This window comes from Curtobacterium sp. JUb34, from assembly GCF_003755065.1.
Classification (GTDB): Bacteria; Actinomycetota; Actinomycetes; order Actinomycetales; family Microbacteriaceae; genus Curtobacterium.
On the sequence record NZ_RJVH01000001.1, the window covers coordinates 110350 to 133297 of the forward strand.

20 protein-coding genes are annotated in these 22948 nt (G+C 71.9%); 12 read left to right on the forward strand and 8 right to left on the reverse strand.

The window, feature by feature from the left end:
• Positions 1-3: 3 nt before the first annotated feature.
• The 3 genes from EDF63_RS00520 to EDF63_RS00530 form a co-directional block, all read right to left on the reverse strand.
• On the reverse strand, positions 4-3354 hold the full coding sequence (locus EDF63_RS00520; RefSeq protein ID WP_260232904.1) for an efflux RND transporter permease subunit: 3351 nt from the start codon (positions 3352-3354) through the stop codon (positions 4-6).
• A gap of 52 nt (positions 3355-3406) precedes the next feature.
• Positions 3407-4090, reverse strand: coding sequence for a DUF6518 family protein (locus EDF63_RS00525; protein ID WP_148061677.1), 684 nt, complete (start codon positions 4088-4090; stop codon positions 3407-3409).
• Positions 4091-4182: 92 nt separating this feature from the next.
• Positions 4183-5634, reverse strand: coding sequence for a PLP-dependent aminotransferase family protein (locus tag EDF63_RS00530; RefSeq protein WP_123310246.1), 1452 nt, complete (start codon positions 5632-5634; stop codon positions 4183-4185).
• 61 nt (positions 5635-5695) lie between these two features.
• Here EDF63_RS00530 and EDF63_RS00535 point away from each other — a divergent pair, with 61 nt between their 5' ends.
• The 3 genes from EDF63_RS00535 to EDF63_RS00545 are packed head-to-tail and all read left to right on the forward strand — an operon-like array spanning position 5696 to position 7944.
• Positions 5696-6346 carry a YitT family protein gene (locus EDF63_RS00535; RefSeq protein WP_123310248.1) on the forward strand — a complete coding sequence of 217 codons (651 nt, stop codon included), beginning with the start codon at positions 5696-5698 and terminating at the stop codon, positions 6344-6346.
• 45 nt (positions 6347-6391) lie between these two features.
• Positions 6392-7366: a DUF4097 family beta strand repeat-containing protein gene (locus EDF63_RS00540; RefSeq protein ID WP_123310250.1), complete on the forward strand. Its 975-nt coding sequence runs from the start codon at positions 6392-6394 to the stop codon at positions 7364-7366.
• Positions 7363-7944 (forward strand): PadR family transcriptional regulator, encoded by a 582-nt coding sequence (locus EDF63_RS00545; protein ID WP_123310252.1) that lies wholly within the window; start codon positions 7363-7365, stop codon positions 7942-7944. Before EDF63_RS00540 ends, EDF63_RS00545 begins: the two co-directional genes overlap by 4 nt.
• 128 nt (positions 7945-8072) lie before the next feature.
• Here EDF63_RS00545 and EDF63_RS00550 read toward each other — a convergent pair whose 3' ends face one another.
• Positions 8073-8492 carry a MerR family transcriptional regulator gene (locus EDF63_RS00550; RefSeq protein ID WP_123310254.1) on the reverse strand — a complete coding sequence of 140 codons (420 nt, stop codon included), beginning with the start codon at positions 8490-8492 and terminating at the stop codon, positions 8073-8075.
• 130 nt (positions 8493-8622) lie between these two features.
• On the opposite strand from EDF63_RS00550, the gene EDF63_RS00555 reads away from it, so the two are divergent.
• From EDF63_RS00555 to EDF63_RS00570, 4 genes are all read left to right on the forward strand, one after another.
• Positions 8623-10860, forward strand: coding sequence for an APC family permease (locus EDF63_RS00555; protein WP_123310256.1), 2238 nt, complete (start codon positions 8623-8625; stop codon positions 10858-10860).
• An 11-nt stretch (positions 10861-10871) separates the two neighbouring features.
• Positions 10872-11627 (forward strand): hypothetical protein, encoded by a 756-nt coding sequence (locus EDF63_RS00560; protein ID WP_123310258.1) that lies wholly within the window; start codon positions 10872-10874, stop codon positions 11625-11627.
• Between the two features lie 53 nt (positions 11628-11680).
• Positions 11681-11926 carry a DUF3072 domain-containing protein gene (locus EDF63_RS00565; protein ID WP_123310260.1) on the forward strand — a complete coding sequence of 82 codons (246 nt, stop codon included), beginning with the start codon at positions 11681-11683 and terminating at the stop codon, positions 11924-11926.
• A gap of 109 nt (positions 11927-12035) precedes the next feature.
• Complete coding sequence (locus EDF63_RS00570) at positions 12036-12476, forward strand: DoxX family protein (RefSeq protein WP_123310262.1); 441 nt, start codon at positions 12036-12038, stop codon at positions 12474-12476.
• A gap of 154 nt (positions 12477-12630) precedes the next feature.
• Here the strand turns inward: EDF63_RS00570 and EDF63_RS00575 are convergent, their stop codons facing one another.
• Positions 12631-13758 (reverse strand): NAD(P)-binding domain-containing protein, encoded by a 1128-nt coding sequence (locus EDF63_RS00575; protein WP_123310264.1) that lies wholly within the window; start codon positions 13756-13758, stop codon positions 12631-12633.
• Positions 13759-13916: 158 nt separating this feature from the next.
• Between EDF63_RS00575 and EDF63_RS00580 the strand changes: the two genes are divergently transcribed.
• Positions 13917-14135 carry a DUF3073 domain-containing protein gene (locus EDF63_RS00580; RefSeq protein WP_123310266.1) on the forward strand — a complete coding sequence of 73 codons (219 nt, stop codon included), beginning with the start codon at positions 13917-13919 and terminating at the stop codon, positions 14133-14135.
• Positions 14136-14304: 169 nt separating this feature from the next.
• Here EDF63_RS00580 and purM read toward each other — a convergent pair whose 3' ends face one another.
• Positions 14305-15402, reverse strand: a complete 1098-nt coding sequence (purM, locus tag EDF63_RS00585) for a phosphoribosylformylglycinamidine cyclo-ligase (protein WP_123310268.1) — start codon at positions 15400-15402, stop codon at positions 14305-14307.
• 73 nt (positions 15403-15475) lie between these two features.
• Between purM and purF the strand changes: the two genes are divergently transcribed.
• Positions 15476-16933 (forward strand): amidophosphoribosyltransferase, encoded by a 1458-nt coding sequence (gene purF / locus EDF63_RS00590; protein ID WP_123310271.1) that lies wholly within the window; start codon positions 15476-15478, stop codon positions 16931-16933.
• Positions 16934-17016: 83 nt separating this feature from the next.
• On the opposite strand, the gene EDF63_RS00595 is transcribed toward purF, so the two are convergent.
• Positions 17017-17412 carry a hypothetical protein gene (locus EDF63_RS00595; protein ID WP_123310273.1) on the reverse strand — a complete coding sequence of 132 codons (396 nt, stop codon included), beginning with the start codon at positions 17410-17412 and terminating at the stop codon, positions 17017-17019.
• Positions 17413-17520: 108 nt separating this feature from the next.
• Between EDF63_RS00595 and EDF63_RS00600 the strand changes: the two genes are divergently transcribed.
• Positions 17521-20106: a LuxR C-terminal-related transcriptional regulator gene (locus tag EDF63_RS00600; RefSeq protein WP_148061678.1), complete on the forward strand. Its 2586-nt coding sequence runs from the start codon at positions 17521-17523 to the stop codon at positions 20104-20106.
• A gap of 222 nt (positions 20107-20328) precedes the next feature.
• Here EDF63_RS00600 and EDF63_RS00605 read toward each other — a convergent pair whose 3' ends face one another.
• Complete coding sequence (locus EDF63_RS00605; protein ID WP_123312142.1) at positions 20329-20691, reverse strand: sterol carrier family protein; 363 nt, start codon at positions 20689-20691, stop codon at positions 20329-20331.
• A gap of 57 nt (positions 20692-20748) precedes the next feature.
• Here EDF63_RS00605 and purD point away from each other — a divergent pair, with 57 nt between their 5' ends.
• Positions 20749-22017, forward strand: coding sequence for a phosphoribosylamine--glycine ligase (gene purD / locus EDF63_RS00610; RefSeq protein ID WP_123310277.1), 1269 nt, complete (start codon positions 20749-20751; stop codon positions 22015-22017).
• Positions 22014-22883 (forward strand): phosphoribosylaminoimidazolesuccinocarboxamide synthase, encoded by an 870-nt coding sequence (locus EDF63_RS00615; protein WP_123310279.1) that lies wholly within the window; start codon positions 22014-22016, stop codon positions 22881-22883. The genes purD and EDF63_RS00615 overlap by 4 nt, the downstream gene beginning before the upstream one ends.
• Positions 22884-22948: the final 65 nt, after the last annotated feature.

The window sequence follows — 22948 nt, forward strand, 5'->3', positions numbered from 1 at the left end:
CCGCTAGTCCGCCGCGGCCGCCGCAGCCGCACGCCGGTCGGCCCGCCGTTCCCGGGCTCGCTCGACCACGAAGTACAGCGCCGGCAGCACCACGAGCGTCAGCAGTGTCGAGGACACCAGGCCGCCGATCACGACCAGTGCCAGCGGCTGCGAGATGAACCCGGACTTGCCGGTCAGGCCGATCGCCATCGGCAGCAGCGCGAAGATCGTCGCCATCGCCGTCATCAGGATCGGACGGAGGCGTCGCGTGGCGCCCTCGATCAACGCCTCGCGCACCCGCAACCCGCGCCGTCGGTACTGGTTGACGAGGTCGATGAGCACGATCGCGTTGGTCACGACGATGCCGACGAGCATGAGCAGACCGATCAGCGACGCGACGCCGATCGGGACGCCGGACGCGATCTGCAGCAGGATCGCGCCCGTCGCCGCGAACGGCACCGACACGAGCAGCAGCAGCGGCTGGAGCAGGCTCCGGAACGTCGCGACCATGATCACGTAGACGATCAGCACGGCGACCAGCACCGCGAGCCCGAGCTGCGAGAACGCCGACGACTGACTGGCGGCGACGCCACCGATGGAGGCGGTCGCACCCTTCGGCAGGTCGAGCTCGTCGACGGCGGTCGTGACGGACTGCACGGCGGCACCGAGGTTGGTGGCGTCGGGCGTCACGGTGATCGTGGCGGTGCGGGCCGCGTTCGTCGTGGTAACGGTGGTCGGCCCCTCGGACTCCTCGACCGTGGCGACGTCGGACAGCGGGACGGTGCCGGTGCTCGTCGGGACGTCGAGGGCACGGAGTGCGGCGATGGTCGTCGGCGGCTCGGGGTCGGCGATGTAGACGTCGAGCGTCGCGTCGTCGATCTCGATGCTGCCGGTGTCCCGCGGTGAGACGGCGGCGGCGACGAGGCCACCCACCTGGGTCTCGGTGAGGCCCAGCGACGCGGCCTTCTGCCGGTCGACCCGGACGGCGAGGAACGGTTCCGCGGCGGACAGGTTGCTCGTGGCGCCCGTGGTGTCCGGGACCGACTGCATGGTCTTCAGCACCTGGCGCGACGCCGTCTCGAGCTGCGACTGGGTCGGCGCGGTGACGTCGACCTCGATGTCGCTGCTGCCACCGAACCCGCCGCCGGAGGACGCGATGGTGACCTCGCCGACGTCCTCGATCGTCCCGATCGACTTCCGGGCGTCGGCCTGGATCGTCGGCTGGTCGGCCTCGGCGTCGGTCGTCACGGCGTACTGCACCGAGGCGCTGCCACCCCCGCCGAACGCCGCCTGGATCGACTGGCCGCTCGTGCCGATGGTGGTCTGCACGGTCTCGACGCCGTCGACGTCCTGCAGTGCCCGCTCGACCTTGCGTGCGGACTCGGACTGGACGGCGAGGCTCGAACCGGCCTTCAGGTCCTGCGTGACCGTGAACGTGTTCTGCCCCGAGTCGCCGAGGTAGTTCGTGGTGACGAACGGCAGCGTGGCGACCGTTCCGCCGAGCACGATCACGGCGAGGAGGATGACGACGACCGGCTTCCGGACGACCCACCGGAGCACCGGCAGGTAGACGCGGCGCAGGCGGTCCACCCGGCCGGCGTCGTGCAGATCCGCCGCGGAGGCGAGCGCACCCTCCGAGCGGACGCCCTCGTGCTCCCGCTCGGCATCGATCGCCGACGGTGCCGCTTCCGCGTCCGTGTGCGCTTCCGCTGCCGTCGTCGCGGAGCCCGGCTTGGCCTTCGGCGGGCGCAGCCACCAGTACGCCAGCACCGGGACGATGGTGAGCGAGACGAACAGCGACGCGACGAGCGCCAGGGTGACCGTCACGGCGAACGGCCGGAACAACTCCCCCACGAGTTCGGCGACGAAGGCCACCGGCAGGAACACGGCGACGGTGGTCAGGGTCGAGGCGGTGACCGCACCGGCGACCTCGCGCACGGCGTCCCGCACGGCCTGGCCGCGGTCGACGCCCGGCTGCATGTGCCGCTTGATGTTCTCGATGACGACGATGGAGTCGTCGACCACGCGGCCGATCGCGATCGTGAGGGCCGCCAGCGTGATGATGTTGAGCGTGTACCCGGCGGCGCGCATGCCGATCGCGGCGAGCAGCACCGACGTCGGGATGGAGATCGCGGTGACGAGCGTGGAGCGCCACGACAGCAGGAACACCAGGATGACGATCACCGCGAAGGCGAGCCCGAGCAGGCCCTCTTCGGCCAGGGAGTCGATGGACTGCTGGATGTAGGGGGCCTGGTCGAAGACGACGGTGAAGCTGGGGTCGCCCTCGATCTTGTCCTCGATGCCGGGCAGGGCGTCGCGCACCGTGTTCGAGACGTCGACGGTGTTCGCTTCCTGCGTCTTCGTGATCGAGATCGTCAGCGCCTGCTGCCCGTCCACGCGGCTGATGGAGGTGCGCGGCGACTCGGTGATGGCGACCTTCGCGACGTCGCCCAGCGTGGTGTCGGTCGGCGTGGCCGCGGTCGTGGACGTGTCCGTCGCAGCGTCGCCGGTGGGAGCAGCAGCGGTCGCACCCGTACCGGTGGCACCCGCAGCCGTGCCGTCACCGGACGATGCGGTCCCGTCGGCGCCAGCGGCGCCCGACCCGGACCCGTCCGAACCCGACGAGCTCGACGAACTCGACGAGCTCGTCAGCGGCAGGGCGCGGATGTCCTTGAGCGAGGCGATCCGCTCGCCCGTCTGCACGGACAGCGTCGAGCCGTCCTCGGTGATCGTGCCGCCGGGGATCAGGGTGCCGTTGTCGTCGAGCGCGTCCGAGATCGCCGTCTGGGTGAGGCCCCGGGCGGCGAGCTCGTCCTGGTCGGGCGTGATGACGACGCGACGGCCCGGGTTGCCGAAGACGTCCGCCTGCCGCACGCCGTCGAGCTTCTCGAGGTCGGGGATCGCCGAGGCCTGCAGCCGGTCGACGAGCTGCTCCTGGTTGCCGGACGCCGAGACCGCGACCTGCAGCACCGGCAGGTCGTCGAAGGACCCGGTGACGATCTGCGTCTGCACCGAGTCGGGCAGCGACAGCGCGTTGACCGCGGTCTGGATCTTGTCCTCGGCGCTGGCCAGGTTCGATCCGTACTGGAACGACGCCGACACCACGCTCTGTCCGGTGGACGAGGTCGCGCTGGTGGACTCGAGGTCCGGCACGACCTGGATCGCCTGCTCGATCTTCGTCGAGACGTCGTTCGACACGACCTCGGGCGTGGCACCGGGGTACGCGCTGACGATCGCGACCTGCGGGAACTCGACGCTCGGGATCAGCTCCTGCTTGAGGTTCGACAGCGCGATGCCGCCGAAGATCGCGACGACGACGGTGACGAGCGCGATGAGGGCCCGGTTGCGGAGGCTGAAGACCGAGAGGAGGTGCACGTCATCGATCCTCGCAGCCACAGCCCGTGCGCGCCCGCATCAGGCCTTCGGATCAGCCGCCCAGCAGCAGGTACGCCCCGAGCACGCCGACGGTGCCGACGACTCCCGTGCCCAGTCCGACCACACGGCCGACGGACGAGCGTGCGGTGCCCACCCCGACGGCCAGGAGCAGGACACCGACGACGATCTCGACCACCCAGGTGACCGGTCCGGTCGTGGCCACCACCTGCAGCAGCGCGCGGACACCCTCGCCGATCAGGATCGCGGCGGTGACCCCGAACGCGCCGGCACGCCAGCGGGCGTCACGGGACCGGACGAACACCGCGACCGCGCCGGCGAGCAGCCCGGCGGGGATGCCGAGCAGGACCCACGGGTTCGTCAACGAGAGGGAGTCGGGGTACCCGCGCAGGTTCGTCGTGGCCCAGTACCCGACGTGCATGAGTTCGAGCAACACGACGCCGAGGGCCATCGCGAGCAGCAGGGCGAACCGCCCGGCACGGACCCCGGCGCCGATGCAGAGCGCCACGGCGACGAGGAACCAGGGGCCGGCCGAGTTCGCGACGGACGACAGTGCCGGCACGGCCTGCCCGAACGAGGTGAGGACGCCGGCGAGCAGCGCACCGCTCAGGGCCATCGTGACGCGCACCACGGCGGGTACCGCGGGGCAGGGTGCCGACGAGGACGACGTCGGAGACGCAGCAGCGGCCGGAGCACCGGCGGACAGGGTCGCGTTCATGGCATCAGCATCGCCGCAGCCGTCCCGGGCCACATCACCCCGGGGAGCGACATGGCGGGTGCATCTTCACCCCAGAGGATGACGTGCCGGCGTCAGACCACCGCGGCGAGCGAGCCCCGCACCCCGGTCGACTCCCCGCCCACCCGCGCCCACGCCCGTTCGAGCACGTCCACCAGACGCCCGCGGTCCGCCGGCGCCATCGTGAACGGCACCCGCAGGAACCGTTCGAACCCACCGTCGGGGCCGAACACCCCGCCCGAGGCCAGCACCACGCCCTCGGACCGCGCGGCGAGCACGAGCGCACTCGACACCGGCCGCCCGAGGCCCACCCACGTCGTCAACCCGCCCGCCGGCGACGGGACGTCCCACTCCGGGAGCCGTGCCCTGAGCGCGCCCACGACGTCGTCGCGACCCTGTCTGAGGGACTCGCGCCGCGCCTCCAGGACGGCCGCCGTCCGTGGGACCAGCTCCCGCGCGACCAACTGGTCGAGCACGGGCGTGCCGAGGTCGCCCGTCGGGCGGGCGGCGAGCAGCCGCTGCAGGAGCGCCGGTGCAGCGCGGATCCACCCGATCCGCAGGCCGCCCCAGAAGACCTTGTCGGCCGACCCGATCATCACGACCGACGCCCCCGACGGGTCCGCCGCTGCCAACGGCAGCGACGGCGAGCCCTCGATGCGGAGCTCGCCCATCGTCTCGTCGGCGATCACCGTCGTGCCGACCGACGCCGCGACCGACAGCAGGAGCTGGCGGGTCGACGCGGTCATGGTCGCACCGGTCGGGTTGTGCAGCTCGGGCATGACGTAGGCGACGGCCGGGGCGGTCCGGCGCAACGTCGTCTCGAGCGCGGCGGCGTCCCACCCGGTCCGCGCGTCGACCGGGACGCCGACGAGTCGTCCGCCGGCCTCGCGGAACGCCTCGTGCGCGTGCGGGTAGGTCGGCGACTCGACGAGCACGGCGTCACCGCGGCGGACGAGCACCCGGGCGAGCAGGGCGATGGCGTGCTGCGCGCCGATCGTCACGATCACCTGGGACGGGTCGGTCGGCAGCCCGCGCGCGGTGTACCGGTCGGCGATGGCGGCTCTGAGCCCGGGGTCGCCCACGGTGTCGTACCCGATGCCGGCGAGCGCCGCTGGCACGTGCCGCATCGCCCGCTCGACCGCTTCGGCGATCCCGGGAGCCGAGTGCAACGCGGCCTTGCGCAGGTCCAGCAGTTCGTCGTCGACCACGCCGCCGAGCCGTTCCGGGTCCGGGCGACCGATGAGCGACGCCGGCAGGTGGACCACGCTGCCGGAGCCGCGGACCGACACGACGAACCCGTCGGTCCGCAGCCGGGCGTACGCGTTCGCCACGGTGGTGCGGGAGACACCGAGAGCGGCGGCGAGCCCGCGCTCCGCCGGGAGCCGCACCCCCTGCGCGACCCGGCCGTCGATGACGAGCACCCGGATGGCGTCGGACAGTGCCTCGTAGGCCGGTGCATCGGTGCCGTCACGCCAGTCGGTGAGCAGCAGGGCAGCAGAACGGGCACTCAGCAACACGGGGGTCATGGGTCCACGGTAGCGCGATTGGCTCTCGACCAGCAGTCCAATCGGAGCGGACGATGAACCCATGCCCCGCAGCACCGCCCTCACGTTCCGCTTCGTCCAGCTCTTCGTCGGCCTGTTCCTCTACGGCGCCTCCACCGCGCTGCAGGTCCGAGCGGTCGTCGGCGTCTCGTCGTGGACCGTCCTGACGCAGGGCCTCGAGAACGTGGTGCCGTGGTCGTTCGGCGTCATCACCGTCGTGTCGAGCGGCGTCATCCTGCTGCTCTGGATCCCCCTGCGGCAGAAGCCGGGCATCGGCACCCTGCTGAACGCCCTGGCGATCGGACCGAGCGCCGACCTGGTGCTCTGGCTCGTGCCGGAGCCCTCCGGCCTGCTCGCCCGGATCGCCCTGTTCGCCGGGGGCCTGGTGCTGCTCGCGATCGCGACGGCGTTCTACATCGGCGCGGGGTTCGGCACCGGGGCCCGCGACGGCCTGATGGTCGGGCTGCACGAGCGCCTCGGCTGGCCGCTCTGGCTCGCGCGCACCCTGGTGGAGGTGTCGGTCGTCATCGTCGGGTGGATCCTCGGCGGGAACGTCGGGGCCGGCACCGTCATCGCCGCCTTCGCGATCGGCCCGATGGTGCAGCCGCTCATGCCGTTCTTCCGGCGGTTCCCGTGGAGCCCCGAGCGGCGGGCCGTCCGCGAACCCCTTGCGGAGTCGCGAGTCGCGATATAACGTGACCTCCACAGACGCGATACATCGCGAGTTGGAGGAAGCACCATGGCGCAGGAGAAGTGGCTCGTCGACGAGCCCAAGGTCATCGACACCGGTATCGTCCGCACACTCCGTGTCGGACTCGTCGGTGGTCAGGTGGACGTCGTCGCACACGACGAACCCACCGCACGGGTCGAGGTCCACAGCGTGTCCGGCAAGCAGCTGAAGATCGAGGTCGACGGCGACACGCTCACCGTCGACCACCCGCAGATCCGGTGGGACGACCCCATCGGGTTCCTGAAGTCGTTCCGCGGCAAGGCACTCGCGGACGTCAGCATCCTGGTCCCCCGCGACGCCTCGGTCACCCTGGGCGTCGTCTCGGCGGGCGCCCTGCTGTCCGGCACGAACCGCGGCGCGATGCTCAACACGGTGTCCGGCGACCTCGTCGTCGACGGTGTCGCCGGCGACGTCACGGTCAACGCCGTCTCCGGCGCGACGACCATCCGCGAGCTCGACGGCGCCCTGACGGTCCACACGGTCTCGGGTGACGTCGTGGCCACGGGTGAGATCCCGCGGTTCCAGGCGGACGGTGTGTCGGCCGACGTCGTGCTCGACCTGCACGGCGTGCCCGAGTCGGCGCGCGTCAACACGGTCTCCGGCGGCGTGAGCGTCCGGCTCGAGGACGGCGTCGCCTACCAGTGCACCGTCAGCACGGCGTCGGGCAAGCTGCAGTTCGACGACTCCGAGATCCGCGGTGTTCGCGGCTCCTACGTCAAGCAGGGCGGCGAGCTGGCCGGCCACTGGCTCGACCTGCGGGTGAACTCGGTGTCCGGCGACATCGCGGTGCTGCACGCCCCGCCGGCGGCAGCGGAACCGACCGCGGCCCCGACGACCCCGGCCGCACCGACCACCCCGGCTCCGCCGACTGCTCCGACCACCCCGGCCGCCCCGACCAACGACGGCGAAGTGCCCGGCGGGGTTTCCGGTACTGCTCCCGCCGCCGACACCACACCGACCAACGACGGCGAGGTGCCCGCATGAGTCCCGTCTTCGCCCACGGCCACCTCCGCCTGTACCTGCTCGTGCTGCTGGCGGACCACCCGATGCACGGCTACGAGCTCATCCAGGCCCTCGGCGACCGGTTCGGCGGCACCTACGTGCCGAGTGCCGGCACCGTGTACCCGCGCCTCGCGAAGCTCGAAGAAGAGGGCCTGGTCTCGAAGACCGCCGACGGCCGCAAGACCGTCTACGCGATCACCGAGGCCGGTCGCACCGAACTCGCGGCGCGTGCCGACGAGATCGCCGCGGTCGAGTCCGGGGTCGCCGACTCGGTGAAGTCCCTGGCCGACGGCGTCCGCGCCTCGGTCGGCGAGGCGATGCGCTCGCTCCGTGCCGACCTCGCCGCCTCGGCGGAGAGCCCCGGCACCGGCGCCCACGAGGACCCCGTCTCGGTCCCCTCCGAGAGCGCCCGTGCCCTGCGCGAGCTCGAGATGGCGCTGTCGTCGTTCCGGCAGCAGGTCCGCGCGGACCTGCGTCGGCGCGCGACCCGCGGCACGCTCCGCGCGGACACCGTGACGCGTCTGCGGGACGGCCTGGAAGCCCTGCGCAAGTCGCTCTGACGACCCGAGCCCGCCAGGCGGTCGCGCCCCGCGCCTCCCGGCCGCCCTCCGCACCACCCGCCCTCGGAACCAGGTTCCGGACACAGCACCACGCCGATCCGTGGTGTCGTGACCGGAACCTGGTTCCGTCACGGCACGGGGGCGAACCCGTCCAACACGTCCACCACCGCCAGACGCTCACCGTGCTCGATGCGGGCGATGGTGGTGCGGACGGCTGCCAGCTGCCGGGCGAGCCGGTCCCGCTCGCGCTCGAGGCCGACGACGTGCGCGGCGAGCGCCGACGCGTCGTCCGGCTCGGTGTCGAGCCGCCGGCCGATCTCGGACAGACCGAGGCCCGTGCCGCGCAGCAGCAGGATGCGCTGCAGCCGGACGAGTGCCCGGTCGTCGTAGCGGCGGAGTCCGCCGTCGCCGACGGCGGTGGCCGGCAGCAGTCCGATGGCGTCGTAGTGGCGGAGCGTGCGACTCGACACCCCGGCGGATCGCGCAACGTCGGCGATGCCGTGGGGCGCTTTCGCAGCTGCGGCGGCGTTGTCTGACGGATCCCTCATGCACCTCACCGTAGAGGTTGACGCGGCGTCAACCGCAAGGGGCCGCCCGGAGTCGGAGCGGGCGACGTGCGCCCGACCGGGAATGACCGCCCGGGCACCCGTGTTGACTCCCGCCCGGAACTGAGTAGGTTTGCCGCTCGTGACGAACGAGGTCCGGTCGCTGAAAGCGCGACTGATCGGGGATCCCCTCCCCTCCGAGAAGCTCGAAGGACAGCTCCTCCCGAAGCACCTGGCGCTGCCGATCTTCGCGAGTGACCCGCTGTCCTCCGTCGCGTACGCACCGCAGGAACTCCTGATGATCCTGCTGCTCGGCGGCATGTCGTTCCTGACGTTCGCACCGTGGGTGGCCGCGCTCGTCGTGCTGCTGCTCGTCGTGGTCGTCGCCTCGTACCGGCAGCTCATCAAGGCGTACCCGTCGGGTGGTGGCGACTACGAGGTGGCGCACCGGAACCTCGGCGAGAAGGCCGGCCTGGTCGTCGCGAGTGCGCTGCTCGTCGACTACGTGATGACGGTCGCGGTGTCGGTGGCGTCCGGCGTGGACAACATCATCTCGGCGCTGCCGATGCTGAACGACGTCCGCGTCGAACTCGCGCTCGTGTTCGTCGTGCTCCTCGCCGCCACGAACCTGCGCGGCGTGCGGGAGTCGAGCAAGGCCTTCGCCGTCCCCACCTACCTGTTCGTGGCGTCCGTCTTCGTGATGGTCGTCACCGGCCTGGTCCGGGTCGCCACCGGGCACGCCCCCGTCGCCGAGTCCGCCGGCTACACCGTCGACAACGTGGAGCACACCACCCAGGCGGCGTTCATCCTGCTGCTCCTGCGCGCGTTCGCGTCCGGCTGCTCGGCGCTCACGGGCGTCGAGGCCATCGCGAACGGCGTGCAGGCCTTCCGGCGCCCGAAGATCAAGAACGCGCAGGCGACCCTGGTGGCGATGGGCGGCATCGCGATCGTCCTGTTCATCGGGCTCATCACCCTCGCGCTCGTGTCCCGCGTGCACTACGCCGAACGCGCCTGCGACCTGCAGGGGTTCGCCGACTGCGCCTCCACGCCGCAGCGGTCCCTCATCGCCCAGATCGCGGCGGCGACGTTCGGCGACAACTCGGTGCTGTTCTTCGTCATCCAGGCGACGACGGCCGCGGTCCTGCTCCTCGCCGCGAACACGGCCTTCAACGGCTTCCCGCTGCTCGGCTCGATCCTGGCCCGCGACTCGTACGCCCCGAAGGCCCTGTCCACCCGCGGCGACCGGCTCATCTACTCGAACGGCGTCATCGTGCTGGCGCTCGTCGCTGCAGCGCTGCTCGTGGTCTACCGGGCGAACGTCACGAGCCTCATCCAGCTGTACATCATCGGCGTCTTCGTGTCGTTCACGCTCGGTCAGACGGGCATGGTCGTGCACTGGACGCGCCTGCTGCGGGCAGACCGGACCGGCACCGGGGACCCGTCCGTCAACCGCGCGCAGGTGCTGCGCTCACGCACCATCAACGCGATCGGCGCCACCTTCACGCTGGTCGTCCTGGTCATCGTCACGATCACCAAGTTCACGCACGGTGCCTGGCTCGTCTTCCTGATCATGCCGATCCTGTACGTGCTCATGCTCGGGGTGAACCGGTACTACCGCGACGTCTCGCACGAGATCGAGGCCGACGTCGAGACCGAGTTCGGCGCGACCGGCGACCACGCGGTCGTGCTGGTGAACAAGCTGCAGAAGCCCGTGCTGAAGGCCATCGACTACGCGATCGCTGCCGAGCACGCCAGCTGCGAGGCGGTCCACGTCGCGATCGACGACGCCGACGCCCAGCACCTGCGCGACCAGTGGGCCGAGTACGGCATCCGGATGCCGCTGACCATCGTGCCGAGTCCGTACCGCGACATCTCGATGCCGCTCATCAAGTACATCAAGGCGCACCGGCTCGAGCACGGCTCCGAGGTCGTGACGGTCTACACGCCGATCTTCATCGTCGGCCACTGGTGGGAGGGCCTGCTCCACAACCACCGCGGCCGTCGCATCCGCAAGAAACTCCTGCTCGTGCACGGGGTCACCGTCGCGCTCGTGCCGTGGCTGCTCGACTCGTCGGAACTGCTCTACGGCCGTCGGTCGCGTCCGCTGCCCGGCCAGGAGCGTCGTGGCGAACCGGTGCGCCCACCGCTCCGCCGGTCCGGAGCGGGCTCGGCCGCGGCACCGGTCGACGGCTCGACCGACGACCGCCTGGCCCGGTCGGCGCAGCGGAACAGCCTGCAGCCGCGGAACGGTCCGCAGCCGCGTCGGGCCACTCGTCCGGCGGGTCCCGCCGAGGGCGTCGACCCCGCGCTCTGCACGGGTGAGCTGCACGCGCTCGTGCCGACCTCGCCGCGCCGGGGCGACGAGTCGTAGCATCTGACGTCATGACGATCACGGACCTGCGGACGTTCGCCACGTTCGACGGCCACGGCGGCAAGGTGTCGAAGCGCGTCGAGGTGCTGGACCACGAGCCCGCCGCGGGCAGCCCCCACGAAGGACTCGTCGCGGTGCGCGGCGAACACCCCCTGGGTGCGCTCGACGAGCGCGCTGCCGACGAGTCGGCAGCGCTGGCGCGCGGCGTCCCCAGCGTCGGCTGGGTGGACCCGTCGACGCTGCGCGACTGGTACCGCCCGGACCGCGTTGTCATCACGCGCCTCGAGGCGCGGCAGTCCGGCATCGAGCCCGGCCTGTACGCCGATTCGCGCGGTCGCGGACGGGTCCGGATCGACGGCCTGGAGGCACGGCTCGCCCCCGACGGTCGGCCCGCCTTCCGCGCACTGGCCGGTTCCGACGCGCCCTGGGTCGTCGACGTCCCGCTGCCGACGGACCAGGCGGTGCGGCTCGTGGCGGTCTCCGAGGTCGACGAGGGCTTCGAGGTCGTGACCGCTCCGGTGTCCCCGTTCCTGCAGCCCGGCGAGTACGTGGCGTACGACGACGACGTCCCCGGGCTGCCCCCGCGGCCGTCCAGCGGCCGGGTCGTGGTGTCCGCGACGGTGCTGCTCGACGGCTCGCTGCACGAGGTCGAGCGGATCGACGAGCAGGCCGCGACGATCTGGGTCCGGCGCGACGGGCGCGCGGTGCCGATCGCCACGAGTGCGGTCGGCCCGGACCTGGTGCGCTACACGGCCACCCCGGCCTGACGGGGGACAGGCGGCTGCGCGGCGCGTCGGGGGTGCGGCGTAGCGTCCCCGGCATGAGTGATGCAGAAGAGACCCTCGGCGGCGCCCGTCCGGACCCGTCGACCGACGCGAGCAAGGACCCCGAGCAGTGGGTCACCGGTGACGAGCCGATGACCGGACCGCAGCGCAGCTACCTCGACACCCTGGCCCGCGAAGCCGGCGAGGAGCTCTCCGCCGACCTCACGAAGGCCGAGGCCTCGGAGCACATCGACCGCCTGCAGCAGCAGACCGGACGCGGCACGGACTCGTCGGGTTCCTGAGTGGGGGTCCGCCCTTCGGCGGACCCCAGCCTGGGCATGTTCTGGTCATATCCGGGCAGACCCCCGGACGAGGGGCTTCGATGACGTGTCACCGGATACCTTCGTGGCCATGCGAACGACATCGACCTCCATCGGCCTGACCGCGCTCCGCATCGTCCTCGGGGTGGTGTTCATCGCCCACGGCGCGCAGAAGTTCGCCCAGGGCATCCCGAACGTCGCTCAGGGCTTCTCCGGCATGGGCGTCCCGCTCGCCGACGTCGCCGCGCCCCTGGTGGCCGGTCTCGAACTCGTCGGCGGCGTGCTGCTCGTGCTCGGCGTCGCGACCCGCGTCGTGGGTGTCCTGCTCGCCGTCGACATGGTCGTCGCGGGGTTGCTCGCGCACGCGTCGTCCGGCTTCTACTCGCAGGACGGCGGCTTCGAGTACGTGCTCGTCCTGGCGGTCGGGTCGCTCGTCGTGGCGCTGACCGGACCCGGGCGGTTCTCGCTCGACGCCGTGTTCCTGCTCGCGTCCCGCCGGCGTCGTGGCGTGCAGGAGCCGCTGCCCGCCTGACCCGCGTCGCGGCGGCGCTGCCTGCGGCCGCCCGTACCGCGGCGGCTCGCACCGTGCGAGCTTCCGTACTCGGTGCGTGCCCGCGTGGCTCGCACGGTGTCCGGAACCTCGCACCGTTCGCGCGGGACCTCGCACGGTGCGGGGTCCCGCGGGCTCACGAGCCGGCGAGCACGTCCATCACCTGGCGGGCGATGAACCGTCCGGCCCGGTTCGCACCGATCGTCGACGCCTGCGGCCCGTAGCCCGCCAGGAACAGCCGCGGCTCGTCGACCGAGCGCCCGTCCGCCACGACGACCCCGCCGGCCGCGGTCCGCAGGTGCAACGGCGCGAGGTGCCGCAGGTCGGCTCGGAACCCGGTCGCCCAGAGCACGGCGTCGGCGTGCACGTGCGCGCCGTCGGCCGTGACCACGCCGGTCTCGTCCATCCGGGTGAACATCGGCTGGTCGCGCAGGATCCCCCGGTCGATGCCCGCCCGGATCCGCCGCGAGACCGGGACGCCGGTGCCGCTGACGATGCTCGGCAGCACCTCGCCGGCACGGGCGGCCCGGTCCTGCTCGTCGACGGCCGCGACCGCGGACTCGAGGTCGAGCGACGCGGTGTCCGCCCACACCATCGGCCGCCGCGTGAACCAGTGGGTGGACCGGGCGACACCGTCGAGCTCGAGCAGGAAGCCGATGGCGCTCGTCCCGCCGCCGACCACGACGACGTCCTGCCGCGCGAACTCCGCGGCGCTCCGGTAGTCGGTGGTGTCGAGTTGTCGTCCGCGGAACACACCGCGGCCCGGGTACCACGGCACGAACGGCGTGCCCCAGGTCCCCGACGCGTTCACCACGACGTCGGCGCGGATCCGGGTCTCCGTGCCGTCGGCGGAGCGCGTCGTGACGCAGAGTGCGCCAGCTGCCGTGTCGTCGTCGAGCCGGGAGACCGACGAGACCGAGACCGGACGTCGGACCCGCAGGTCGTAGTGCTGCTCGAACCGCCGGTAGTACTCCCCCACGACGTCCCGGGCGGGTCGCGACCGATCGGCGTCGTCGAACTGCAGACCCATGGCCCGCATCCCGGGCAGGTCGTGCACGCGGTGCGCCGCGCCGAGCCGCAGGGCCTCCCACCGGAACTGCCAGGCACCACCCGTGCTCGGGGCGCGGTCGAGCAGCACCAGGTCGCTGCCCGGCACGAGCCCCAGGCGGCGCAGGTGGTATCCCACGGACAGTCCGGCCTGCCCCGCACCGATCACGACCACACGGGCGTGCTGGTCGACTGGGTTCTCGAGGGGTTCGGTCATCACTTCGATTCTCCTGTGCGCGGAGCCGTCGCGGCGACGTCCAGATCGAGGTACATGGTAGAGTGATCGGCAGATTTCAAACCACGAACCGTCTGGTTCCCCGAGTGATCTTCCGTCATTCGCCAGGACCGGACCAGAGCCGAACGAGGGGGTCACGCATGGGGCGCGGCCGTCAAAAGGCGAAGCACACCAAGGTTGCCCGCGAGCTGAAGTACTTCAGCCCGCAGACGAACTACGGTGCACTCGAGCAGGAGCTCTCCGCCGGACAACACTCCGATGACGATCTCGTCGACCGCTGGGCGGACCAGTACGGTCCCGAGGCGGCAGACGACGCGGACGAGTTCGAGACCGAAGCGGACCAGAACAAGTCCGCCTGACCTGCATCGCCGTCACGCCGCGCGCCCTCGGGCAGCGCGGCGTTTCTGCGTGCCCTGGCAGCCGGCTGCCGAGGTCGCCCGACGTGCCGCCAGCCGGACCTCGCGGGCGCATGGACTGCCGCCCGGACCACGTCCGAGCGGCAGTCCGTGCGACCGCGACCAGCCCGGGTCAGGCGGCGTAGCTCCCGACGAGCCGCACCGCGCCACCGTCGACACCCTTGGCGCCCTGCTCGAAGCCGGACAGGTCGCGGGCCGACGTGGCGATCGTGCCGACGGGCCAGGCGGGCATCCCTGCCACGCCGAGCGACTCGATGACGTCCACCGCGGCGCTGGCGGACACCACGGCGAACATGCCGATGCCCAGGTTCCAGGTGCCCTCGGTGTCCTCGATCGGCGTCCCTGCCATGTCGGCGAGCACCCGGAAGACGGGGAGCGGCTGCCAGGTCGAGCGGTCGACCTCGATCCAGGAGCCGACGGGCAGGACGCGCGCCAGGTTCGCGGCGATGCCACCACCGGTCACGTGCGACAGGGAGTGCACGGCGCCCGGGTGCTGCTCGAGCAGCTCCAGCAGCGGCGTCGTGTACAGGCGGGTGGGCTCGAGCAGGGCTTCGCCGACGGACACGCCGCCGAACTCGGGCAGCTGGTCCGCGTACCCGACCCCGCGCGACGCGAGGATGTGCCGGACGAGCGAGTACCCGTTCGAGTGCAGCCCTGACGACTCGATCGCGAGCACGACGTCGCCGTCCTGCACCAGGTGGGCGCCGAGCTGCGAACCGGCCTCGACGACACCCGTCGCGGCGCCGGCCACGTCGTAGTCGTCCGGACCGAGCAGCCCCGGGTGCTCGGCGGTCTCGCCACCGACAAGTGCGGTGCCCGTCGCCGAGCAGCCGCGGGCGATGCCGGCGACGATGTCCGCGATGCGGTTCGGGACGACACGCCCGCAGGCGATGTAGTCGGTCATGAACAGCGGCTTCGCGCCGACCACGACGATGTCGTCGACGACCATGCCGACCAGGTCCTGCCCGATGGTGTCGTGCTTGTCGATCGCCTGCGCGATGGCGACCTTGGTGCCGACGCCGTCGGTCGAGGTCGCGAGCAACGGGTGTGCGAAGTCCTTCAGGAAGGACACGTCGTAGAGTCCGGCGAAGCCGCCGACGCCGCCCAGCACGTGACTGTTGTGGGTCGCCGCGACGGCGGACTTCATGAGTTCGACGGCGAGGTCACCGGCGGCGGTGTCCACTCCGGCTTCGGCGTACGGGTTGGGCATGCGGAGTCCTTCGCGGTGACATGGCAGACTTGTTCGGTACCCCCCGATTCTACGGTCTGGAGCACACCCGCGAATGTGCGGCATCGTCGGCCTCGTTGCACAGGGCCCCGCCAACCAATCCATCTACGACGCACTGCTCCTCCTGCAGCACCGCGGGCAGGACTCGACGGGCATCGCCACGGTCGAGGGTCACGTGCACCACATGCACAAGACCCGCGGCCACGTGCGGGAAGCGTTCCGCACCCGTGACATGCGCGCGCTCCTCGGCACCATGGGCCTCGGCCACGTGCGCTACGCCACCAAGGGCGCGGCGAGCAACGAGGAAGAAGCGCAGCCGTTCTACGTGAACGCGCCGTACGGCATCGTCCTCGTGCACAACGGCAACCTCACCAACACGCGAGAACTCACGCGCGAGCTGTTCGACATCGACCGTCGGCACCTGAACACGACGAGCGACACCGAGCTCCTGGTGAACGTGCTGGCGCACGAGCTGCAGGGGCAGGTCCGTGGCACGGACCTCGACGCCGGGCAGGTCTTCGACGCCGTCGAGCGCGTGCACGAGCGCGTCGAGGGCTCGTACGCCACGATCGCGACGATCGCCGGCCACGGGCTCCTGGCCTTCCGCGACCCGTTCGGCATCCGGCCGCTCATCCTCGGGCACAAGTTCGACGAGGCCGGCCAGCCCGAGTGGGTCGTCGCGAGCGAGTCGCTGGTGCTCGAGTCCGGCGGCTACGAGATCGTCCGCGACGTCGCCCCGGGTGAGGCGATCTTCATCGAGATGAACGGGCAGATGCACGCCCGGCAGTGCGCGAAGAACCCGCGGCTCGTGCCGTGCTCGTTCGAGTACGTGTACCTGGCGCGTCCTGACTCCGTCATGAACGGCATCTCGGTGTACGACGCCCGCCTGCGCCTCGGCAACCGGCTGGCGGACACCATCGAGCAGTACGCACCCACCGGTGACATCGACGTCGTGATGCCGATCCCGGACTCGTCGCGCCCCGCGGCCATGCAGGTCGCGCGGAAGCTCGGCATCGAGTACCGCGAGGGGTTCTACAAGAACCGCTACGTCGGCCGGACGTTCATCATGCCGGGCCAGGCGGAACGCAAGCGGTCCGTCCGGCAGAAGCTCAACGCGATGTCGTCGGAGTTCAAGGGCAAGAACATCCTGATCGTCGACGACTCGATCGTGCGCGGCACGACGAGCAAGGAGATCGTGGAGATGGCCCGCGCCGCGGGTGCGAACGAAGTCACCTTCACGAGCGCCGCTCCCCCGGTCCGGTTCCCGCACGTCTACGGCATCAACATGCCGACGCGCGACGAGCTCATCGCGCACGACCGGAAGATCCCGGAGATCAACAAGGTGCTCGGCAGCGACCACCTGATCTACCAGGAGATCGGCGACATGCGGGACGCCATCATCGAGGGCTCGGACGTGACCGACCTCGAGATGAGCTGCTTCACGGGCGAGTACGTCACGGGCACCGTGAGCCCGGAGTACCTGTCCTGGGTCGAGGCGAACCAGCTCAGCTAGGTCGCGTCCGAGACGCACCCACCTGACGGACGGGAGGCCCGGTGCCAGCTGGCACCGGGCCTCCCGTCCGGAGACGGTGGCGGCTACGGCCGCTGGTCGCCGTGCTCGTCGATCTCGCCCTCGACCGTCTCGGGCGGCAGCTCGACCTCGACGCGCTCCGCCGTCAGGCGGGCCGCGCGCCGGGCGAAGACCCGGTCGAACACGACGGCGACGACCGCGCCGACGAAGGCGCCGATCGTGACGCCCCACAGGCTGAAGTAGCCCACCAGGCTGCCGAAGCTCGACTCTTCCTGCTGGCCACCGAGGTTCATGGTGAGCGAGACGACGACCAGGGTCGCGATGAACCCGAGCACCGCGCCGCCGACGATGAACACCCCGAACTTCGGCGCACGACGGATCGTGACCTCGTCGGAGGTGGAGACGGCGTTCGGCGCGGGGGCCGGGACCGGCTGGTCGTCGGGTCGATCGGTGTTGCTCACCCACCCATTGTCCCCCACTGTGGGACGTCCCCCGGCCTGTGCGCGCACTCCGATCCGGGAGAGGATGATCCGTACCGCTTGGTATCCCATGGGCAGGAGGTGACACGGATGCGAGAACGGACCGTACGGGGGCGAGGCCGCACCCCCGGCATCCCGGCGCGCGTGACCTGGCCCGTGATGCAGCGTCGCGAGGAGGACCGTGCCGTGTCCGTCGTCGCGGAGCACCGGTGGAGCGTCGCGCTCGTCGGCGCTCCCGGTCTCGGCAAGAGCACCGTCGCGGCCCGCGTCACCGACCGCGTCGCCGGACGGGACGGCTCCGGCCGCACGGTCGTGGTGCCCATCACCGCCGTCGCCACCGGGCGGTCGATGCCCTTCGGGGCGATCTCGGACCGCTTCGGCGAGCTGCCGGCGACCCTGTCCGAGCTGTCCGACGACTCCGGGGCCGAGCAGCGTCTCCGGGCGATCGCCGACCTCGCGGACCGTGACGTCCTGCTGCGCGTCGACGACGCCGACCACCTCGACGCGATCTCCGCCCGGTACGTGGCGTGGCTCGTCCGACACCAGGGCGTTCGGCTCGTCCTGACCTGCCGCGACTTCACCGCGCTGTCGGAACCGCTCCGCGCCCTGTGGCAGGACGACCTGCTCGAGCGCATCGACCTCGAACCGCTCAGCCTGCGCGAGACGTCGGCCCTGGTGGCCGAGGCGCTCGGCTCGCAGCTCGAGAACGCGTCGGCCGAGCGGGTGCACCGCGCGACCGCCGGCAACCCGCTCTACCTGCGCGAGGTGGTCCGGGCCGCCCGTACCTCCGGCGCCCTCGAGCACACGGCGTCCGGGTGGTACTGGCGGGGGCGGGTGACCGCGTCGAACAGCCTCGCAGACATGTACCGGACCGAGCTCGGCGCACTGCCGGAGGACCTGCGCGACGTCGTCGACATCGTGGCACTCGCCGACCCGATCCCGCTCGCGCGGCTGCTCGGTCTGGTCAGCGGTGGCGACGTCGACCGCGTGGTCGCGCTCGGTCTGGTCCGGATCGACTCGCTCGACGACGGCGCCGCGGTGGCCCGTCCGCAGCACCCGCTCGTCGGCGAGGTCATCCGCGCCCTGGTCCCGGTGGCACGGCGCACGGCGCTGTTCGCCCGCGCGAACGCCTTCCGCGCCGACAGTCCCGAGGGCGCTCCGCCCGCCGCACGGTTGCGGTCGGCGCTCTGGGCCCTCGACTGCGGTGTGGTGCCCCCGGTCGAGCAGCTGCTCGACGCGGCGCAGGTCGCGGTGCGGCTGCAGGAGCACGAGAGCGCGATCGCCCTGACCTCCGCCGCACTCCGACGGACCCTGCACCCGAACGAGCAGGTCGCCGCGCGCTGCCTGCGGTCACTGGCGTACTCGTACAGCACCGGGCGCGAGGCCGGTCGTGCCGACGCCGAGGCGGCCTGGGCGGTCGTCCGAACGGACCGCGCCTCGGTGGACGACGCGTTCGTGGTCGAGGCCTGCGAGATCCTCGCCAACATCCGGCAGTTCCACGACGACGACGTGCTGGCCGCGGTGGCGCTCACCGACGTCGCCAGCCGCCTGGTGTCCGGCGAAGCGGTCGAACGGCTCCGGCTGCTGCGGCTCGCGCACCTCGGCTGGGGCGGGCGCTTCGACGAGGTCCGGGTCGAGCTCGAGCGCAGCGGCATCGTGCACGCTCCGACCATCCCGTTCGCCTTCCTCAGCGTCGCCCCCTGCGCGATCATGGCGCTCGCCACGGCCGGCCGGCTCGACGACGCCTCGGCCCTCGGCCGCCGCGCCCTGGCCACCGCGGTCGAACACCTCGAGGACGCCCCCTGGAGCGTCGGCGAGATCGTGTCGGTGCTGCACCAGGTGCAGGTCTGGCGGGGCGACCTCGCCGACCTGCTCACCGAGGTGCCGGTCCGACGTTCCAACCCGTACCTGAAGTACGACTTCACCCTCGAGCTCATCGGCGACGGCAACCTCGCCATCGGGCAGCGGCGCTGGGACGACGCGATCGCGGCGTTCTCGGCGGCCTGCGAGCGCTACGACGTCGCGGACCACGGCGGCTTCGCGGCCTACCCGTGGGCACGGCTCGCGATGGCGTACGCCTACGCCGGCCGCACCGAGGACGCGACGCGTGCCCTCGACCGTGCGCGGGCCACCCCGCAGCGGGCGATGCGGATCACCGGGGAGCAGGTCGCGGTGACGATCGCCTGGACCGAGGCGGTGCTCGGCAACCCCGCGGGACTCCGCCATGCCGACGACATCATCGACCGCGCCACCGCGAGCGGCGCGTGGACGCACGTCATGTACGCGCAGACGCTGCACTACGCGATGGACATGCTGCACGGACGCGAGACCGGCGCCTCGCTCGGTCGGATGCGCGAGGCGGCAGCCCGGGTCGACGGACCGCTCGCCGCGGCGATCGTCGAGTACGCCGACGCCCTGACCGCCCACGACCGCACGCGGGTGATCGCGGCGCAGGGGGTGCTCGCGTCGCACGGCATGGCGGTCACGGCCGGTCGGCCGAAGCCACCGCTCACGAACCGCGAGTACCAGGTCGCCGAGCTCGCGGCGCAGGGGATGAGCAACCGCCTCATCGGCGAGGCGCTCGGACTCTCCACCAGGACGATCGACGCACACCTGTCACGGGTGTTCGCCAAGTGGGACCTGCACGCGCGGTCGGAGCTCGCCGGCCTCTTCTGAGCCACCCTGTCACGCAAGAACGTTGCGCATTGCAGCACGACGCGCCGCTCCGGTTGACACGTTGTGTGGAACTTCGCGTACCTTGGTCCCTGTCGCCGGGTTCGGACCCGTTCGGGTCGGGTCCGAATCCCGGCGACTTCAAGCGTAGGTTCGCAGTGCATGCGCCCGCATCGGTAGGGACTACCTAATTCGGTTCGTCCGCCTAGGGAGTGCTCGACGCGACTAGAGCGCGACCCGCACCGGCAGGAACGCCGTCAGGTCCGCACGCGATCCGGACGCGCTGACGCGCGACTGCGCGACCGCCTCGTCCCAGGTCAGCTCCGCGGTGGCGAGCGCGAGCCACGTCGTGGCGTCCGTCTCCACCACGTTCGGCGGCGTGCCACGGGTGTGTCGGGGGCCGGGGACGGCCTGGACCGCGGCGAACGGCGGCACCCGGACCTCGACGCTGTTGCCGGGCACGTCGTCGGCGAGACGCTGCAGGGTCCACCGGACGGCCGTCGCGACGGTCGCCCTCGCCGTGTCGCCCTGCTGCACCGCGGTCAGTGCGGCGCGGCCGACGGCGTCCTCGATCCTCCTGGGTGGCATCTCCACAGGCTAGCCGTCGCCTCGCGGCGGGCGAGTCCTCATCGGTAGGGTGATCGGGTGCGAATCCTCGTCCTCGGTTCCGGTGCCCGCGAGCACGCGATCATCACGGCCCTCCTCGCTGAGCGGGCGGGCCACGTCATCACGGCCGCTCCCGGCAACGCCGGCATCGCCGCCGACGTCGAGACCGTCTCCCTCGACCCCACGAACGGTGCTCTCGTCGCCGAGTACGCGATCGAGAACGGCGTCGAACTGGTCGTCGTCGGGCCCGAGGCACCGCTCATCGCCGGCGTGGCCGACCCGGTCCGCACCCGGGGCATCCCGGTCTTCGGGCCCGGCAAGGCCGCCGCGCAGCTCGAGGGCTCGAAGGCCTTCGCCAAGCGGATCATGTCCGAGGCGAACGTGCCGACCGGTCGCCCGGTGTACGCCGGCACGGCAGCGGAAGCCGTCGCGGCGATCGACGAGCTCGGCGCACCGTACGTCGTGAAGGCCGACGGCCTCGCCGCCGGCAAGGGCGTCCTCGTGACCGAGGACCGTCAGGCCGCCATCGACCACGCCACCTACTGGCTGCAGCACGGGCACGTCGTGGTCGAGGAGTTCCTCGACGGCGAAGAGGTCTCGCTGTTCTTCCTGAGCGACGGGCACGACGTCCGGCCGCTCAGCCCCGCGCAGGACTACAAGCGCCTGGCTGACGGCGACCTCGGGCCGAACACCGGCGGCATGGGCGCGTACTCGCCGCTGCCGTGGCTGGCCGATCGTTGGGCGTCCGAGCAGGCCTTCGTCGACGAGGTCACCGAGCTGGTCGCGCTGCCCACCGTCCGTCGCCTCGAGCACGAGGGCACGCCGTTCGTCGGCCTGCTCTACTGCGGCCTCATCGTCACGGAGCAGGGCGTCCGGGTCATCGAGTTCAACGCACGCTTCGGCGACCCGGAGACCCAGGTGGTCCTCCCCCGCCTGGCGACGCCGCTCAGCGGACTGCTGCTCGCCGCCGCGACCGGTCGACTCGGGAGCACCCCGGCGCCGGAGTTCCGCGACGAAGCCGCCGTGACCGTCGTGCTGGCGAGCGAGGGCTACCCGGAGAACCCGCAGACCGGCCGGCCCATCACCGGCATCGACGCCGCGAACGCCCGCGACGGCGTCTCCGTCGCCCACGCCGCCACCGGAGTGCTCGACGACACCCTCGTCGCCACCGGCGGCCGCGTGCTCAGCGTCGTCGCGGTCGGCTCCGACTTCGCGCAGGCGCGGGAGCGCGCCTACGCGGGACTCGGCGACATCACCCTGCAGGGCGCGCAGTACCGCACCGACATCGCCGCGAAGGTCACCCGATGAGCGGCGCGCCCGTGATCGCCGGCTGGGACCACGTCTCGTCGGGCAAGGTCCGCGAGCTGTACGTGCCGACCGGCACCCCCGACATCCGGAGCGCGTCCGAGCTGCTGCTCGTGGCGTCCGACCGGGTCAGCGCGTACGACTTCGCGCTCGAGCCGCCGATCCCGGGCAAGGGCGAGCTGCTCACCCGCCTGTCGCGGTTCTGGTTCACGCAGCTGAGCGACGTGCCGAACCACATCATCGGCCCGTCGTCCGGCGGCACCCCCGTGCCGGCCGAGGTCGAGTCGCGGTCGATGCACGTCATGCCGCTCGAGATGTTCCCCGTCGAGTGCGTCGTGCGCGGGTACCTGGTCGGCAGCGGCTGGGCCGAGTACCAGCAGACCGGCAGCGTCTGCGGCGTGGCCCTGCCCCAGGGGCTGTCGAACGGCGACCGGCTGCCCGAGCCGATCTACACGCCCGCCTACAAGGCACCGCAGGGTGAGCACGACGAGAACATCTCGTACGAGCAGACCGTCGACCTGGTCGGTGCGGACGTCGCGGCGACGCTGCGTGACCTGTCGCTGCACGTGTACACCGAGGCGGCGGCGATCGCCCTCGAGCGCGACGTCGTGATCGCGGACACCAAGTTCGAGTTCGGCCAGGACGCCGACGGCCGGATCCGGATCGCGGACGAGGTCCTGACGAGCGACTCGAGCCGGTACTGGGACGCCCGCGCCGACGGTCGCACGGACTCCTTCGACAAGCAGATCGTGCGCGACTGGCTCAGCGCCAACTGGGACCGCCAGGGCACGCCGCCGGTGCTGCCCGAGGCGATCGTGTCCCGCACCGCCGCGCGCTACGCCGAGCTCATCGAGCGCCTCGGCGCCTAGCGAGCCGGGCGACCGCCGGCGCCGAGCGAGCCGGACAACCGCCGGCGACCGCCGACGACCCGTCG

Bases quoted from the DNA above. Each gene is read 5' to 3' on its own strand.
- EDF63_RS00525 (WP_148061677.1), bottom strand. From the start codon at position 4,090: ATGAACGCGACCCTGTCCGCCGGTGCTCCGGCCGCTGCTGCGTCTCCG.
- EDF63_RS00530 (WP_123310246.1), bottom strand. From the start codon at position 5,634: ATGACCCCCGTGTTGCTGAGTGCCCGTTCTGCTGCCCTGCTGCTCACC.
- EDF63_RS00535 (WP_123310248.1), top strand. From the start codon at position 5,696: ATGCCCCGCAGCACCGCCCTCACGTTCCGCTTCGTCCAGCTCTTCGTC.
- EDF63_RS00540 (WP_123310250.1), top strand. From the start codon at position 6,392: ATGGCGCAGGAGAAGTGGCTCGTCGACGAGCCCAAGGTCATCGACACC.
- EDF63_RS00545 (WP_123310252.1), top strand. From the start codon at position 7,363: ATGAGTCCCGTCTTCGCCCACGGCCACCTCCGCCTGTACCTGCTCGTG.
- EDF63_RS00550 (WP_123310254.1), bottom strand. From the start codon at position 8,492: ATGAGGGATCCGTCAGACAACGCCGCCGCAGCTGCGAAAGCGCCCCAC.
- EDF63_RS00560 (WP_123310258.1), top strand. From the start codon at position 10,872: ATGACGATCACGGACCTGCGGACGTTCGCCACGTTCGACGGCCACGGC.
- EDF63_RS00565 (WP_123310260.1), top strand. From the start codon at position 11,681: ATGAGTGATGCAGAAGAGACCCTCGGCGGCGCCCGTCCGGACCCGTCG.
- EDF63_RS00570 (WP_123310262.1), top strand. From the start codon at position 12,036: ATGCGAACGACATCGACCTCCATCGGCCTGACCGCGCTCCGCATCGTC.
- EDF63_RS00575 (WP_123310264.1), bottom strand. From the start codon at position 13,758: ATGACCGAACCCCTCGAGAACCCAGTCGACCAGCACGCCCGTGTGGTC.
- EDF63_RS00580 (WP_123310266.1), top strand. From the start codon at position 13,917: ATGGGGCGCGGCCGTCAAAAGGCGAAGCACACCAAGGTTGCCCGCGAG.
- purM (WP_123310268.1), bottom strand. From the start codon at position 15,402: ATGCCCAACCCGTACGCCGAAGCCGGAGTGGACACCGCCGCCGGTGAC.
- purF (WP_123310271.1), top strand. From the start codon at position 15,476: ATGTGCGGCATCGTCGGCCTCGTTGCACAGGGCCCCGCCAACCAATCC.
- EDF63_RS00600 (WP_148061678.1), top strand. From the start codon at position 17,521: ATGCGAGAACGGACCGTACGGGGGCGAGGCCGCACCCCCGGCATCCCG.
- EDF63_RS00605 (WP_123312142.1), bottom strand. From the start codon at position 20,691: ATGCCACCCAGGAGGATCGAGGACGCCGTCGGCCGCGCCGCACTGACC.
- EDF63_RS00615 (WP_123310279.1), top strand. From the start codon at position 22,014: ATGAGCGGCGCGCCCGTGATCGCCGGCTGGGACCACGTCTCGTCGGGC.